This window comes from Mesorhizobium sp. BH1-1-5 (assembly GCF_020165615.1).
In the GTDB taxonomy this organism is placed as follows: Bacteria; Pseudomonadota; Alphaproteobacteria; order Rhizobiales; family Rhizobiaceae; genus Mesorhizobium.
The window spans coordinates 1-15,239 of the sequence record NZ_JAIUIM010000031.1 but is presented as its reverse complement, the minus strand read 5'-3'; the positions used below and the strand labels follow the sequence as shown (position 1 = coordinate 15,239).

Here is a 15,239-nt window from a genome sequence, read left to right as displayed (position 1 = left end):
TCTGAGCCGGCCCGCTATGGCTTGACCTTCCCAGGCTCAACGACGAGTGACGGTGCCTTGGGTGGAGGACCGGAACCGGCGGGCTTGACCGGAACGGCAGCGGGCGTCTCAGGGGCTTGCGGGCCGCCCGGTGTGAGGTTGACCGAGACGCCGTAGATTTTCCATTGCCGGTTGACCGGCTCAAACAGCAGCTCGAAATTTACCTTTAGCGGAGCTGACGGGAAGAAGCCCGCCATGTGCAGCATGCCGTTTGGTTCGATCTGCGGCAGCAGAGTCAGTTGCGGCTCAAGCACGGCAACCGCGCTGAAGTCGAGACCCTGGTTGCGCTGGCTGGCGAAGATATCACCAAGGCTGGCGGCGCTGTTTGCCTGGAAGTTCGGCGAGCCGAGATCGCGCAGCACGGTATAATTGCCGGTCTTGTTCGCCTGGTCCAAGGCCAGCAACGCACTCCTTGTCAGAATCAGCACACCGTTGCGATCGATGTCGGCGGCCTGAGCCGCCTTCTGACCGACGCGCTTTTCCTTGGTCTGCGCGTGGGCGGGGAAAGGCGGCCCAGCGATCGTCGCGAGTGCCAGAATGGCGCCGGCAACGATCGCCCCCCGCCCAAGACAGCTTGGCCGCACGCCGGTCCGCCATATGTGTGCGATCGGCACTCTCGAAGCCAAGGTCAGTTGAGGGTCCAGGACGCGCCGAGGCTGACACCGACATCGCCATGGTTCGTGGTTGCCGAGATCGCGCCGTTGAGGCGGAAGTCGAGGCTCGGGTTGTAGCCCAGTCCAAGCGCCAGGCCCGACTGCCCCTTGAAGTTGCCGAATCCGCCGGCAAGTGACAGCTTGCCAGGACGATCGTCATAGCGCAGTCCCGCTGTCGCCAGCGCCAGGGCTATTCCGGCCCGCGCCTCGGTGCGGTTCTCGCTGATCTGGCCGCCGAGATCCTGGAAGCTGGATTCCAACGCGCCGACCCGTCCATCGAGCTGCGCGATGTTGGTGGTGTTGGTGGTGACCCGCGTGTCGAGACCGGAAATCTGGGCGGTATTTACAGCGACAGCATCGGTGTTGCTGGTGATCCGCGTCTCGTGGTCGGCAAGCTCGGTCGTGTTGTTGGTGATGCGCGTCTCGTGATCGGCGAGTTCGGTGGTATTGGCGGTGATCTGTGTTGTGTGGCTGTTCACTGTGGTGTTCAGAGTGGTGATGTCGGTGCTGTTTTGGGCAACCTGGGCCGGCAGGGCCTCAAGCGTCGCGGTATCGAACGTCGAGACTGCGAGGTTGCCGCTGCCATCCGTCGTCATCAGATAGGTCTGGCCGCCTTGGGCATCTTTGCTCGCCTGCGAATTGACGCCTGCCAGCGTATAAGTGTTTCCGCCGGTGCCGATCGCGACCTGGTTGTCGCGTGTTGTCGATGCGCCTTGTCCGATCGCGGTCGAAGCGAGGAAATTGGCGGTTGCCCCAGCGCCCAGCGCGGTGGCGTTCAAGGCATTGGCGGTTGAGTTGTGACCCAATGCAGTAGCTTCGTTCTGCCCATCAGCCGCTACGCCCGCCTCGGCGCCCATGCCGATGGCCGTGCTGCCGCTGCTCAGAAAGCCGGTATCAAGCCCCGCTTTTGAATAGGCCCCGAAGGCAGTGCCCTGCGCCCCTGCCTCCGCATTATAACCCACGGCCGAGCCTTCGAGCTCTCCCACATACGCGCGCGGACCGACGGCTGTGGCGAAGGCAGCCGATGTCTGTGCCTGTCCTATATCGATACTGGTATCATTGCCGCAGGCGAGGCTGTTGGAATGGCCAGTGTCGTGGCCGCCAGCGCACTCACCTGCTGACGCGTTCCCCAGGGCGAGTGTCCCGAGGGCAAGCCCTATCGAACCGATCAAAGCCACGGTTGAGACCCGATGGCCTCGGTCAGGTTGCAGCGTTCCGGCCGCTACGCCCACAATGCCCGCCAACGCTCGAATGTCCATGATAGCCCCACCCGACTCCAAGTCCTCGTTGAGACCGGAAGAGCCGGTCCGAGGACATCAATGGCGGGAGCTTTGCCGGGCGACTGCTGCTTTGCCTACCTGTCATATGGCAGGGGTGTGGCCATTTTTTCCACCTGTGGCGCCGCAGCCTCGGGCTGACTTTCATCTTTGGCGACTGAGCGGCGTGGCACTTTTGAGCAGCGCAACGAGCTGGCTCTGCTGGCTTGTGCCGGTCTTGCGAAAGATTTGCTCCAGATAGTAGCGAGCGGTCGTGGGTTGAATGCCGCAGACCAGCGCTGTCTGCTTCAATGACTTGCCGGAGGTGAGCGTCGCGGCAAGCCGGGCCTCCGCCGGAGTCAGGTCGAACAGGCCGTTCAGCACACTCGGCGACGGCACCATGTTGCTGGCACTAACCGCTGTCGCGGCTACCAGGATGTCACCACCTGAAAAGATGTCGTGTGCCGCCCGCCGCAGTGGTACAAGGTGAATGACCAGCCCCGGGTCTTCCTCCTTCGCTGGGATGGGGATCGAGCGCACGATCTGGCTGAGCTTATTGTGCGTAATTGCTTCCTGAAAAAGCGCATTGGCGACTGTGTTGGTGAGTGCCATGCCGCCATGAGCGGTAGCGAGGAACACCGACCCCATGTCTTCCAATAGGGTATTGGTCGTCAAGGTCCGCCCTGAAGCGGTCAGCACCGCCGCAGGCAACCCGATAGCATCGAGCGCCGAAACGGTCGCCTTGGCTTGTTCCATTCCCAATCGTGCCGACACCAAGCCAGCACGCGCAAAATGCGGACGAAGCAGGTTGAGCCGGTCTACCGACGCCTGATCTGGAATGCCTTGGTCGGTCCATCGCTGGAAGACGAAGGTGACCAGCTCGCCGCTCGGCATGGGGACCGCCGAACAGAGGTGAGAGCCAATTCCCGCCGCCCGCAGCCGCATCCGCACCGTGTCCTGTTCGATTTCCTCCTCGCTCATGTAAGCTTCTACATGGACAAAGCTCGCCGGGTTCATGTCATACATCCGCACGACGCCAGGAGACATCTTCCAGTTGTGGCCGACCAAAAATTCTTCGAATAGCGGCCGGACGTGCTCGTAAGCGGCGTTTTGGCCTAAGGAATTGTCGCTTATTCTGCCGCGTGTTGGAGAACTATCGCTGATGACGATGATAGAACCGCTTGCGGAGGCCGAAATACCGCTGGCAGCTTCGAGAACGCCGCCCCACAAATCCGGGACAAAGGCGGCCTCGTAGATCTCGTCCGTAAGATCATCGAACATCGCGCATTAACCCTTTTAAGGGAAAGTGTCAGACATGCTGGAACGCGGTCGCGCGCGTCAATCGACCCTGCTCCTAACATGCCATGCTTCAACCTGTGGTCAACCCGAAATGCCGTTAAGCCATTTTATCGGCAGGAAGACGAGGCGCGCCATGCGTCGTGCCATGTACGCTGTCCGAAGTACCAATTCGACCAACTGATTGTGGCGCATTGTGCTGGACACCTGAGCTAGTTCCGGCGTTTCAAAAACGGGTCACTCGAAGCAGCGAGTTCTAGTCCCGTCCCGATCACTTCGATTAGGTCACGTGCTGCTTCGAGAGAAATCTCGGCCGGCGCACTGGTCGCAATTGCCGAGACGAGAGACACCGCTCGGCACGAGGCATTGGCCAAGCGTGGGGCTATGTTTTTCGAGAGCCCGTCCCGGCGACCTGCTTCGCCATCTCAGCGCAATCCTCGCAGCGCTCCAGCGCAACCGGACATCTGGTCGAATGCGTGAAGGCGACTGACACTGTCGTACGACTTGGTGGCGATGAGTTTGTTATCGTGCTGTTCGACCAGCCGAACAACGTGGACCTCGCCTCCGAGACCCTGCAAAACCTCCGGGCGGCGATTTCCTGATCCCGGCCTGGAAGTTTGCTAGGAGTCGAGACGCCAGGGCCTCACGCCGCTCACGGGATTGGTGTTCGCTTTTCAATTTGTCGAACACCCGCCCGAGCAGCGCGATATCTGAGGAACTGAAGATACCGGCTTCTTCGGCCCTCTTGTAAATGGGCATAGATCCCTCCCCAAGCGGAATGCAAATTCCTAATCCAGTTAGGGACCCACGCAACAAAAAACTCACCCATCCAGCCTGACGGAATCGCGACCGTCGCCGGCGGCCTTCAATGCCTTCCCTTTAGGAAGCGCGCCTCTCGCACGAGCAACGGCCAGTCGGTGCCGATCATCTCGATCAGCTCCCGTGCTTGTTTCTCGTCTCGGTGGTCTCTTTGACCAGCCTAATCACCAAGATTTCGATCTGACCCTGTTCGGCCCTACCATCACGACCCATGCACAATTCCGTGAAGCTCCGGTCATGCCTTCCGAACTCATCTCCGAGCCCAAGGTTTCATTCCGCGATTAGGCTGTAACACAACGTGAAAAAACCCGCCGGCCGGAGCCGACGGGCGAGTTGAGGGGGTTGAAATGGCCAGGAGCCTCCTGGACAGCCCTTAAATTTCGGAACCAGTAAAAGGTTCCGGTTACGGCCCGCTTGCTTGCACCGCAGCCCGTCGACTTCGCGCTTCATGTCCTGGATGACGTCTAGGAGCGGGTTTCGCCTTCGAGGAAGTCGGCCTACCGTGGGCCGATTCACAGCTGCTAGAGCACCATTCCAGCCATTCGTACAGCATTTTGGCAAGTGATCGATTCCGATCCTTGCGGACACCAACCAGAAGCGAATTCGAACCTCGCTTTACACAAATGAAATTGCGGCGAGTCCGCGCCGGAACTCCCGTTTCATTGTGGACGGCGCGCTTCACAGGATTGCCACTCTCATGAGCGAGCAACCGCTGACGGAGAATTTCTTCCCGGCCGGTGCCGACAGGGATCCGGTTGGCCCTTCGCAAGCGGATCAATCAACTCATCAAGAGCGCGAGAGCGTCCCGCCGGACCTAGAGGCCAGAGGCGAGAGCATTTCAAAGTGCGACACTGCCCGCCACTCCACTGCGCCGCCCTCCGCACCTCTGCACCGTCGGATCGATCAACAGGTCAAGCGCGCACCAATAAGTTGAAACTAACGGCTCGAAAAACTAAAAGTTGACACGCCGGGCGAGCCGGGATAGACAAGCAGTCGTCGATATTGCTGGCTGAGCTTTGGTTATCGCGCGCTTGGCGCCGCGCCCTGAACGAACTTCCTTTCAAAATCGTCATCTACCTAATCGGCAGCGCGCTCGCGTTGCCGTCATTCAATAATTGCTATGAAAGGGTTCATCATGACCACTGGCACAGTTAAATGGTTCAATTCCACCAAGGGATTCGGTTTCATCCAACCTGACAACGGCGGCGCCGACGCGTTCGTTCACATCTCTGCCGTCGAGCGCGCCGGTATGCGTGAAATCGTTGAGGGCCAGAAGATTGGCTATGAACTTGAGCGGGACAGCAAGTCGGGCAAGATGTCTGCCGGCAAGCTGCAGGCCGTCTAAACGGATCAGCTTTCCTTTGACCACGGATGTACTGGCACTGTTGAAAGCATGAGACCTAATGGGTCAGGCAAATCTGCCTGACCTTTTTTAGTTCTGGCGGAATGTACGCTTCGAATAATGGATATTGGCGGCGTGCCGAAGGCCCTGATGATCGAGGAAACCTCGATGACCAACAAAATACACGAGCTTCAGACAATTAATACCGCGTGGCAAATCGCCGTCCAGGAAATTCTCCGATTAGTCGTGCGGGACATCTACAAGACAGGCGACGAGGCTGTGTTCCTGTCGCACATCAAGCGCCTTGAAGAGGCTGCGATAGAGAGCATCTCCACGGACCTGAGGCTGCGAGGGACTGACGAATGGACCGAGGTTCTCGTCAAAGAGAAGGCAAGCAACTTCGTCACTAGTCTTCTGACGTCCTTCACCTTTGATCGCATCTGAACAAAGCAATCTTGTGGCCGTACTCTGGGCGAACCATTTGCTCACACCGACGGCGTTCCGACGATCTGGCACTTGCTATCCCGTATCGTCGCTCTTCGAGCGATTAAGCTGCATGGCGGGGTGACGAGGGCCGCCGCGGCGCTGGGCCTGACGCAGTCGGCCGTGAGCCACAAGATCAAGCGGATGGGGACCAACCTGGGTTGCGAAGTGCTCGACCGGCGTTCGGGCGGAGGCATGTTCATGACAGATGGCGAAGGCTTCTGGCCTATGCGGCGAAGATCCTCGGGCTTCACGATGAGGCGGTCGTCAGCTTCGCGAAATCGAACCTGGCTGGCCGCATCCTGCTCGGGTTGACTGAGGATACGACTGCTCGGACCTGTCCCGCATCCTCGGTCGCTTCCGGCCCCTGCACCCGCAGGTTTCAGTCCGGATGAAAGTGCGCATGAGCCTGGTGCTCCGGTCCATGCTGGAACATGGCGAACTGGACGTCGCGATTATCCAGCTCTTCGGGCATGAAGTCCGGCCGATAGATGTCGTGTCGTTCCGCGAAAACCTGCGTTGGGTGAAGTACCGCGAGCTGGCGCCGGAGGACGGGCTCCCCTGCCTTTCCTGTCTTTCGATGACGACTGCTTCTACCGACGTTGGGCCATCGACATCGGTCAGGACGAACGCTCGAACCTGGAAACGGTGTTCGAGTGTTCCAGTGCCGCAGGCATCATCGCCGGCGTGCAGGCGGGTCTCGGGGTCGCGCTCCTTAACGATCGTCACGTCCGCCCGGATATGGAGATCATCAGCGAGCGCCTGCCGGCTCCGGCGTCGCTCGTCTACATCGTGCGCCGCGCGAAGAAAGCGAGGAACCCCGCGTTAAAAACCTTATCTCGGAGATCGAAAGCGAGATCAACTGATACGGCAAGCTGGCGCTGGCGGGTTGACAAGACGCAAAGCGCGGCGTGGTGCCGCCGCAGTGACCTGGCCAGGTTGCGAAGTGATCACGCCGCCTCGTCAAACCGCTTCGTCACCTGAAACAATGACTGATCAGGTTACGATCATTCGTCAGCATTCGGGGTTCTGTACTAAGGCTCCCAATCACTGGAATTGAGGCGTAAAGCAGGCGGTGCACTCGATGCCTCCCGAACTACCCTAAGACCAAATCTGCTGGCCCGCCTTATCCATATACATCCGCAATTCGGGTTGAGGTGAGGCGCAGAAAGTTCGAAAAGCTTCCAAGAACCCCAGCCAACCTGGACTCTCTGACGATCAGCTGCTGCCGCTATAGCCCAACGGTCCGCCAATGTTCAGGCGTGCCTGGTTGCCGGGTCGGCGCTGAGCAGCGCTGTTGGCAATCACCGCTCAATTTGGCCAAGCCGAGCCAAGGATTATCGAGCAGAAATTCTGGCGGACATAGTTCACATCCTTTAGCGCCAGCACGTCGGCCTTCACATTCCCAAAGGTCGTCAATGGTTTGCTGACGGTGCCTATGGCAAAATGATCGATGATGTTCTCCTTGAAGTTCGGCTCGCGGGGATGATCGACGCAAACATGATCGCGCTGTTCATTTGTGAAGTCGTGATATGCGATGCCGAGCACGTCCATTTCAACACCTGCGGTCACCAGGGCGATCGTCGGGCGCATATGTTCGGGGATTCCGGGCGTGGTGTGGAGAGCGATAGCGGTCCAAACGTCCTCTACATCACGAGCGGGCACGCTGTAGCTTTTCATGAATTCGCGGGCTGCGTTTGCGCCATCGACCTCGAAGCGGAGCTCGGGACTCGAATATTTCTCGGTTAGGCCCATGTCGTGGAACATAGCGCCCAAATAAAGTAGCTCCGGATCGTACTTCAGGCTGCGACGCTCGCCGGTTAGCGCGCCCCAAAAGAAGACGCGGCGGCTGTGATGGTAGAGCAAGTCGTCTTCGGTATCACGCACGAGCTGCGTCGCGGCGCGCGCGATAGCACTGTCAGGTACGCGGATGCCGGCTATGATCTCGGACATCGAGCAAACTCCTTCGTATGCCAGTTAGACTAGTTGCTGGTTGGCATTAAGCAAAAGAGCCGTGGTTCGAACAACGAACAGGATGCTATGAATCAGGACAGCCGTACGTCGTATCATGACAAACAGGTCCGTCAGAGTGTTTATGGCAGTACGAGGGACAACAATCTTGTTGCAGGATCGATCGCTACCTATTCCGACGCGGACCGCCGGAAACTGGTGCGATATTGAGCCGGTGTCACTCCAAGGCGCGTGCTGAATACGATCCTCATCCGATCCACTGACCCGAAGCCGCAGTCGAAGGCGACTGCCTTTAAAGGTCTGTCGCTTGCTTCCAGCATCATACGCGCCGCATCAACGCGAGCGCGCTCGACGAATTCGTGAGGCGTGGTCCCGGTTACCTGCCCGAAATGTCGAGCCAGATTCCGCGGGCTCATGCCGATGACCACTGCCAGCGAATCCAGCGTGTGCCGATCTCCAATGTTGGCCATGACGTGATCCTGGATACGCGCGATTGGCGATGCAGGATCAGCAGGAGCCGTAAGGTACGGACTGAACTGGGATTGTCCGCCCTGGCGCTGGGCAACTACAACCAGACGCTTGGCGACCTTAAGCGCCGTTTCCGCGCCGTGCCGCTGCCCGACGAGCGCCAAACCCAAATCTATGCCCGCAGTTACACCGGCAGCTGTGATCAACCGTCCGTCGCGGACATAGATCAGATCCGGCTCGACCTTCGTCTTCGGAAATCGGGCTGCCAGGGCCTGTGCATCCTGCCAATGGGTCGTGACACGCCGGTCGTCGAGTAATCCGGCATGGCCGAGCACAAAAGCTCCGGTACAGATCGACCCATAAACACTCGAACGCCACGGCAACCCCTGAACCCACTGAAGCAGGCTCGGGTCGGACACCGCTTCTGGTGGCGTCGGAGTGCCGGCGACCAGTGCGATATCGAAACCGCCCTCCGCCTCCTCGAAGGTCGCGTCGGCCACCAGCCGCATGCCATTCGATGCCCGCAACGGATTGCGGTGGGCGGCGACCAATACTGTTTCATAGTGGTCCGTGCTGGCGAGAAACGCGTTGGCCTCGCTGAATACGTCCATCGGCCCTGCCACATCCAGAGCCTGGACCCCCTCACAGATGACGATCGCGACAGATTGTTTGGGCACCTCTGACAGCCTCTTTAGTCTGGCGCCGCATGATGCAAGAGCCTCCGAAGGCTACAACGACCGAACCTGATCGAGAACCAATAGTCGGGAATTGATCACAGCGTCGACCGATTACTGCAAAGTCCGTTGGTGGTGATCAAGAGCGACGCAGAGGGCCTATTATTGGGAGCCTGTCCCCTTGTCTGGGGTCGTCAATGGTGCGTCCTTGGCGTCCACGACGAAGACTGCCAACAAGCTTGCAGGTTCCTTATTGCTCGCATTTTGGCTGATTCTGTGATGCGAGCCCGGCACTTCGTAAAAAAATTCACCGACGTGATACACTTTGGCAGGCTGATCGTCGACCTGGCTGCGGACGGTCCCAGAAAGTACGTAGGCGTAGATAAATGCTGAGGCTGCGTGCCGATGTGACAGCGATTTTGCTCCTGCGGGATAACTCACAGTAACAGCCACCATCTTCTTCCCTTGGACATTCGGTAGCGCTTGCTCGAAGATGACTTTAACTTTCTCCCTGTTCTGCGCCATCGTCGGCGACGCATGTAGCGTCATCACGGCTATCACCCACACGAGGAACGCCCCTCGCACCAGTCGCTTCAGAGCTTCAGCTGCAATCCTTCCGTGGCTCGACGCCGTATCTGGCCAAATTGACAATTCATTCATCGACATAATCACACCTCATTTGGTTCTGCATGCGTCTGCAGTGTCGGGGAAGGGAGACGCGGCGATGAGGTCGCACGAGTTGGGACTCTTGAACCCACGGATGAAACGCTCGCAAAACGCGGCATTGACCGTGCCATAAGTGGTGGCGGGCTTGTGAGCGAATCCGGCAAAATACTCCCGAACGAAGCCTTCCTTGAAATCTGTGCGCGGGTACTTCGCCACGATTTCATCGCGAAGACCCGCGGGGAATTGGTCGAACCCCATCCCCAGCACATCGAGAAGAACGCCGGAATTGAGCAGCGCCACTTCGGGGCGCATGTACTTCGGAATGCCAGGGGTGGTGTGTAACGCGATAGCCTCCCAAACGGTTTGCACTTGATCTTCAGAGATGTTGTGTGCGCCAAGGAACTGGCGAGCAGCGTTGGCACCATCGACTTCGAAGCGCTCGTCCGGGCTGGAGAACTTCCGGATTAGTCCGAGGTCGTGAAAGGCCGCCGCGACATACAGGAGTTCGGAATCGAAGCGCAGTTTCCTCTGGCGGCCCTGCTCGGCTGCGAACAGATACACGCGCATCGAGTGATTGAAGAGCAGCGCGGTGGAATGCTCGCGAAGGATGTCTGTCGCCTCTTTCGCAAGCAAAGAATCCGGGATGACGATGGAACGAGCGAGGTTTTCCGCAGTCATTGTTGTTCCTTTCCAAAGCTGGCGCGGAGCGATGACGCGCATGTCCGCCTTCACGAGCGCAACGCGAAAGCTTGATCGGTCAAATCGCTCCGGTGGCGAGCACGATCTTTCCCTTCGGCTGGGGCCGCGCGCCTTCCAACATCAAATGAGCCTCGCGAGCCTCCGCCAGCGGCAAGACTGCCCCCACCCTGGCCGTGAGATTTCCGCCTTCGATCAGACGAGCGATATCGGCGAGATGTTGCCTGGTGACGTTGACCAGAAAGAACTTGGCTTCAACACCATGGCGTTCTGCCAGCTGCTGGTCCGGATTTGAGACCGCCGATATAAGCTTTCCGCCTCGACGAAGAACCTGGAAGGAACGTCCCTGTGTGTCACCGCCGACCAGATCGATAACCGCATCTGCGTCTCGCACTTCCTCCTCGAATCGATGCGCTCGATAATCGATGACCCTGTCCGCGCCGAGATCTCGCACGAAAGGAATGTCGTCCGCCCCCACGGTGACCACCGTTTGGATCCCAGCGTGACCCGCCAATTGAACGGCGTAAGCCCCCACATTCCCGGCGGCCCCGTGAATGACCACCGTTTGACCCGGCTTGAGCTGGGCGTGGTCGAACAATGCCTGCCAGGCCGTCACGGAAACGACGGGAACGGTGGCGGCTTCGACGTGCGTCAGCGAGCCTGGCTTAAGCGAGATCATCGTAGCGTCAGCCAAAGCGTACTCGGCATAAGCTCCGATAAATCGGGGGTTTGTGACACCATAAACCTGATCACCCGCGTACAGTTCGGAAACCCCGGAGCCGGTCGCGACGACTTCGCCGGAAATATCCGAGCCCAGGATCAACGGGAGCGGTTGCGGCAACGCGCTCTTGCCGGCCCGAATCCAGCCATCCCAGGGACCGACCCCAGCCGCGCTAACCTTGACAAGGATTTCGTCGGGACCGGGCTCAGGGTGCGGAACACGCTCGAATCTCATGACCTCGGGTGGCCCGAACTCGTGCACGCGCCAAGCCATCATCGTCGAATGGATCTGCCCTTCTTCTACCTGAGGGGACATGCTGCTGCAGGCGGTCATTTCGGTCTCCTTGCGCTTGGTCGACCACCTACCCGAGACCTGCTGTAACCAGCTGGCGATAACATCCCAGCCGTCCTTGTCTCCGAGGCGGCGCACCATGGCGATTGTCTGCTCGCCCGTATGTAGCAAAGGTGTCCGCCTTGAACGACAAAAACGATGCTGCGAATCAGGACAGTCGTGCGTCGTTTTCTGACAGCGGTTCGTTTTTAACCTGAAAGACGATTTCGCCTACTTGGCAAGCCGTCGCAGCTGGGAGAGGGTCGCCAACCGAGCAATTTCCGGTAGTGAAAGAGTGGGGTTAGGGTAATCCGCTAGGGCAGCAGTCAACTTCTGCCCTCAAAACTAGAAAACTTCGACCAAGCGGCGTGCCTCCGATAGCAAAAGAATGCCCCTTCAATAGTGGGTGTCGCGATGTAGCGGTCTTCCGCCTCGAACGCCCAGATATGAGCTTCGATCAAAGTCGCAACACTGCGGATCCAAACCGCCCATTTTTTTATCCGCGCGCAAAATTCAGCTGCAGGCTCAACGCAGAAAGTTCGAAAAGCTAACCCCAGTCGACACGCCAAAAGCGGCAGAAGTTTAGTTATGGAACTAATTTTTATATATTCATGTCAAGCACTTAGCTTCTCATAATATCCATTATGTTAAACGTAGGGCGGTGATCACCCCCTCCAGCGCGTCTCTGCCTGGCGTTGTGGGGCGCCAACCGGCGACTCGTGGGACGTGCCGATCGGCGGCATTTCTACTCGACGGTAACCGCCTCAACGATGAGATCACCAATGTCGAGCGCGAAGCCTCGGCCGCCAAGCTGATCAACGTTTTCCCGCACGTAGGCTGTGAATTCCGCACGCGTCATCGCCTTACGGGCATCACACAGGCACCTAAACGCATGCCCGGCGGCTGTCTGTGCCTGCGCAGGTGTCGGGCGCCGCCAAGCGTCGTTCACGAAACCCACCACGAGAGCGGGATCAACAGGAGGGTGAACACGATGCTTGGCCAGAAGCAGGCAACAAACTCCAATACGGTATCGCGGGTGTTGCCGGTGCGGACTCGCTTTTGCATTTCGCCATGTTCCTTGATAAGAAGGGCAAGCTCTCGTTTAGCCAACGCCTTGCCCCGCTTACCTGCCCGGACGTTTCAAGCCGCTTCGATGCGCCAGTCATGGCTCCTGCAGCAGCGCGGCCGTCCTGTCGAGCGCTCCCGGAAACCCGTTCAGCGAAAGAGCCAGATTGGTCTCCTTGCCACCGTCGGCGACGACCTTGATCTTGAGGCTCTTTCCACTGCGCAAGGCCGCCAAGGTGTCGTCCTCGAAGCTCAGATTGACTAGGCAGCCGCCAGGAAGACAGGTGCGGAAGCGTAACGCCGGAAGCACGACCCCATCGTCGATCTGAAGCGTCACGCCTTGGTCCAGCGCCAAGCCGAATGGCAGCACCAATGTTCCCTGGACGGCCTGGCCATTGGGGCGTAGTTCAATGGCCAGCACGCGCTGGCGCGACTGGGCGTCGGTCTGCTCCTGTGAAAGCGCGCAGGCTTTGCTGGAGGCGCCGTTCTGCGTCGTGATGTTGCAGGACACAGTCCAGTCGCCATGCCCTTCCCTCAGGGATGTCGCTCCACCTGGCAGCCCAGCCTCCTGCGCAAACGCGGAGATGGCAAAGCCCATGACCAGCAGCGCAGTGGCGACCAGCAGGACGCTTCTGCCCCAATTCTTCCGATTCATGTTCTTGTCCATTCTATCAAACACCGGTCCGCGAGCGTGCATCGCCCTCGGATCTTTAGCTGGCGCATATCAGCCTACAGCGGGGCTCGCAGCTACCAGCGCACGCTGAAGCCGAGCTTGGCGCCGATGGAGTTGCTGTCGCCGAACTTCTCCAGACTGGTCTTTGCCGTCGCCTCGCCGAAGACGGCGTACTTGCCATCGGCGAAGTCGAGCGAGCCGCCGAGGCCGACACCACCCCACAGAGCCTGGTTCTGGCTGACCAGCTTCACACCTGAGACATCGACATCGGTTCCGTCGAGGAAGTCGTAGTAGAGGTTGGCGATGCCATAGATGTGTGTGCGGCTGACCTGGCCCGCGGCATCCGCCCACTGGTTCTCATAGTCCGCCGACACGCCGAGACGGCCGATAAGGCTGTCGCCGCTGCCGGGCGACACAACGGTACCAAACTTGTCGGTGAATGTGTCGAAGCGGACATCGGAGTAAGCGAGCTGAGCCTGCGGCGTCAGCGACCATTTGCTGGAGAGCGCGATCTTCTGGCCGCTCTCGACGCTCAGCGCATAGCCGAAGCCGTTATTGCCATCGGCCAGTGTGCCGAGCGTGGCTGAGCGGATGTCACTATCATACCATGTCGCCTGTGCCTGCGTGTCGATATAGAAGCCGCTGTTGCCGTACCAGGTGAGCGTGCCACCGACGCCGTAGCCGGTCGCTGCGATCGAGCCTGTGCCGAAGATCGAGGATATGTCCGACGAAGCGGTGCCGTAGTGGGCCGTGATCCCGCCGATCAGCACACCGGCCTCGTTCTCATGCAGCAGGCCGTCGACGCCGGCATAAAACTTCCAGGTCGTCACGTCGTAGTCGGTGCCGGTGGTCGAGGTCTTCGGATCGAGCTTGGCGTGCGCCGCCTCGATGCGGGCCCATATCGCCTTGCCGTCGACCGGACCCTGCCCGGGAACATCGGCACCTTCCGGCGTCGCGCCCTCGCCCCATGACCGGTTGCCGATACGCTGCTGCAAGGTCCCGAGTTCATTGAAAGTCTGCAGCACCCCTTCATAGGCCTCGTACAGAGGCGCGCTTGGGGCGTAGAGCGGCCCTGGCGGGTTGTCGGGGGTGGTGAGTGCCGAGCGCAGATACCAGTCACCGTCATCGGGCGTGCTCACGCCGTTCTGGTAGAGCCGGTAGGCATAGGCGCCGCCGACCACCGCCTGGTCGCCCTGGAAGACATAGTCGCCGGCGAGCGAGAAGGTGCCGGCCGAGGTGCCGCCGACATCGATGATCTTGATGCCTTCCACCGTCTGTGCGCCGCCGCCGCCGAGATTGGCGACCTTGAGCGTGGTGCTGCCGGACGTATTGCCGGTGACGACCAGCCGGTCGGTGGCGGAGCTGTCGTCGCCAAGCACGGTCTCGATCTCCAGCGTGCCGCCGTTGCCGGTGTAGTTGCCGGCGATGGTAAGCGTGCCCGGCACGCCCGGATTGCCGGCGGCGATCGTGCCGCCCGCTGCATTGGTGGTGTCGCAGACCGTGCCGGTGCCTTCGAGACGCCCGCCGGAGAGCACATTGACTGTGCCGCACAGGCTCCCCGAGACGTTGACCGTGCCGCCGCCGATCGCGGTGGTGCCGGTGAAGCCGGACGAGTCGGCCGTCAGCGCCAGCGTGCCGGCGCCGCTCTTGGTCAAGGCGCCGGCGCCGGACAGCATCCCGTTCAGCGTCAGCGTGGTGCCGGCATCGGTGGCAAGCGTGCCCTGGCCGAGGACGTCAACGTCCCGGCCGCTGGCAAAGCTTGCCGTGGTGTTGAGCGTGCCGCCATTGAAGGAGAGCCCGCCCGCCGCATCGCCGAGATTGGCGTCGGACGAGACCCGCAGCGTGCCGCCGTTGACCGCCGTGCCGCCGGTGTAGCTGTTGGCGCCGGTCAGCACCAGCGTTCCGGCGTCTGTCTTGACGATCTGAACGTCGCCGGTGAGCGCCGAAGCGATCGTGGCCGTGTAGCTGGCGCCGGCACTGGTGCCGTCGCCGACCCGGATCGTCGCCTGCGGCCCGACGAGCCCGATGTCACCGCCCTGGATGACATAGCCGTCGGTGGCGAACTGCATGCCGGCTGCCGTCACTTG

General features: G+C 60.0%; 13 protein-coding genes and 1 pseudogene. 4 read left to right on the top strand and 10 right to left on the bottom strand.

Annotated features, from left to right (window positions below; all coding sequences use genetic code 11):
• Nucleotides 1-14 precede the first annotated feature (14 nt).
• The 3 genes from LB572_RS29440 to LB572_RS29430 form a co-directional block, all read right to left on the bottom strand.
• Nucleotides 15-653 (bottom strand): hypothetical protein, encoded by a 639-nt coding sequence (locus LB572_RS29440; RefSeq protein WP_412033604.1) that lies wholly within the window; start codon nucleotides 651-653, stop codon nucleotides 15-17.
• A gap of 14 nt (nucleotides 654-667) precedes the next feature.
• Complete coding sequence (locus LB572_RS29435) at nucleotides 668-1,951, bottom strand: YadA-like family protein (protein ID WP_224670194.1); 1,284 nt, start codon at nucleotides 1,949-1,951, stop codon at nucleotides 668-670.
• 162 nt (nucleotides 1,952-2,113) lie between these two features.
• The gene (locus LB572_RS29430) at nucleotides 2,114-3,229 is read right to left on the bottom strand and encodes a helix-turn-helix transcriptional regulator (protein ID WP_140808605.1); all 1,116 of its coding nucleotides are present in this window, start codon (nucleotides 3,227-3,229) and stop codon (nucleotides 2,114-2,116) included.
• Nucleotides 3,230-3,720: 491 nt separating this feature from the next.
• On the opposite strand from LB572_RS29430, the gene LB572_RS34660 reads away from it, so the two are divergent.
• The 4 genes and pseudogenes from LB572_RS34660 to LB572_RS29405 all read left to right on the top strand — a co-directional run bounded on the left by LB572_RS34660 (nucleotide 3,721) and on the right by LB572_RS29405 (nucleotide 6,754).
• Complete coding sequence (locus LB572_RS34660; protein ID WP_246684866.1) at nucleotides 3,721-3,846, top strand: hypothetical protein; 126 nt, start codon at nucleotides 3,721-3,723, stop codon at nucleotides 3,844-3,846.
• Nucleotides 3,847-5,198: 1,352 nt separating this feature from the next.
• Nucleotides 5,199-5,408 (top strand): cold-shock protein, encoded by a 210-nt coding sequence (locus tag LB572_RS29415; protein WP_095769174.1) that lies wholly within the window; start codon nucleotides 5,199-5,201, stop codon nucleotides 5,406-5,408.
• 147 nt (nucleotides 5,409-5,555) lie between these two features.
• Nucleotides 5,556-5,849, top strand: coding sequence for a hypothetical protein (locus LB572_RS29410; RefSeq protein WP_412033603.1), 294 nt, complete (start codon nucleotides 5,556-5,558; stop codon nucleotides 5,847-5,849).
• Between the two features lie 63 nt (nucleotides 5,850-5,912).
• Nucleotides 5,913-6,754 (top strand): annotated as a pseudogene (locus LB572_RS29405) (LysR family transcriptional regulator).
• A 445-nt stretch (nucleotides 6,755-7,199) separates the two neighbouring features.
• On the opposite strand, the gene LB572_RS29400 reads toward LB572_RS29405, so the two are convergent.
• The 7 genes from LB572_RS29400 to LB572_RS29370 form a co-directional block, all read right to left on the bottom strand.
• The gene (locus tag LB572_RS29400) at nucleotides 7,200-7,841 is read right to left on the bottom strand and encodes an HD domain-containing protein (RefSeq protein WP_224670192.1); all 642 of its coding nucleotides are present in this window, start codon (nucleotides 7,839-7,841) and stop codon (nucleotides 7,200-7,202) included.
• A 188-nt stretch (nucleotides 7,842-8,029) separates the two neighbouring features.
• The gene (locus tag LB572_RS29395; RefSeq protein WP_140808599.1) at nucleotides 8,030-9,004 is read right to left on the bottom strand and encodes a GlxA family transcriptional regulator; all 975 of its coding nucleotides are present in this window, start codon (nucleotides 9,002-9,004) and stop codon (nucleotides 8,030-8,032) included.
• Nucleotides 9,005-9,163: 159 nt separating this feature from the next.
• On the bottom strand, nucleotides 9,164-9,550 hold the full coding sequence (locus tag LB572_RS29390) for a cupin domain-containing protein (RefSeq protein WP_263498444.1): 387 nt from the start codon (nucleotides 9,548-9,550) through the stop codon (nucleotides 9,164-9,166).
• Between the two features lie 126 nt (nucleotides 9,551-9,676).
• On the bottom strand, nucleotides 9,677-10,345 hold the full coding sequence (locus LB572_RS29385) for an HD domain-containing protein (protein ID WP_224670238.1): 669 nt from the start codon (nucleotides 10,343-10,345) through the stop codon (nucleotides 9,677-9,679).
• A gap of 79 nt (nucleotides 10,346-10,424) precedes the next feature.
• Nucleotides 10,425-11,360: an NADP-dependent oxidoreductase gene (locus LB572_RS29380; RefSeq protein ID WP_224670237.1), complete on the bottom strand. Its 936-nt coding sequence runs from the start codon at nucleotides 11,358-11,360 to the stop codon at nucleotides 10,425-10,427.
• 1,216 nt (nucleotides 11,361-12,576) lie between these two features.
• Complete coding sequence (locus tag LB572_RS29375; RefSeq protein ID WP_224670191.1) at nucleotides 12,577-13,146, bottom strand: invasion associated locus B family protein; 570 nt, start codon at nucleotides 13,144-13,146, stop codon at nucleotides 12,577-12,579.
• 80 nt (nucleotides 13,147-13,226) lie between these two features.
• Nucleotides 13,227-15,239: autotransporter outer membrane beta-barrel domain-containing protein (locus LB572_RS29370; RefSeq protein WP_224670190.1), on the bottom strand; the 2,013-nt coding region annotated here is incomplete at its 5' end.

Coding starts and splice junctions, on each gene's coding strand:
- LB572_RS29435 (WP_224670194.1), bottom strand. CDS start 1,951: ATGGACATTCGAGCGTTGGCGGGCATTGTGGGCGTAGCGGCCGGAACG.
- LB572_RS29430 (WP_140808605.1), bottom strand. CDS start 3,229: ATGTTCGATGATCTTACGGACGAGATCTACGAGGCCGCCTTTGTCCCG.
- LB572_RS29415 (WP_095769174.1), top strand. CDS start 5,199: ATGACCACTGGCACAGTTAAATGGTTCAATTCCACCAAGGGATTCGGT.
- LB572_RS29410 (WP_412033603.1), top strand. CDS start 5,556: ATGATCGAGGAAACCTCGATGACCAACAAAATACACGAGCTTCAGACA.
- LB572_RS29400 (WP_224670192.1), bottom strand. CDS start 7,841: ATGTCCGAGATCATAGCCGGCATCCGCGTACCTGACAGTGCTATCGCG.
- LB572_RS29390 (WP_263498444.1), bottom strand. CDS start 9,550: ATGACGCTACATGCGTCGCCGACGATGGCGCAGAACAGGGAGAAAGTT.
- LB572_RS29385 (WP_224670238.1), bottom strand. CDS start 10,345: ATGACTGCGGAAAACCTCGCTCGTTCCATCGTCATCCCGGATTCTTTG.
- LB572_RS29380 (WP_224670237.1), bottom strand. CDS start 11,360: ATGATGGCTTGGCGCGTGCACGAGTTCGGGCCACCCGAGGTCATGAGA.
- LB572_RS29375 (WP_224670191.1), bottom strand. CDS start 13,146: ATGGACAAGAACATGAATCGGAAGAATTGGGGCAGAAGCGTCCTGCTG.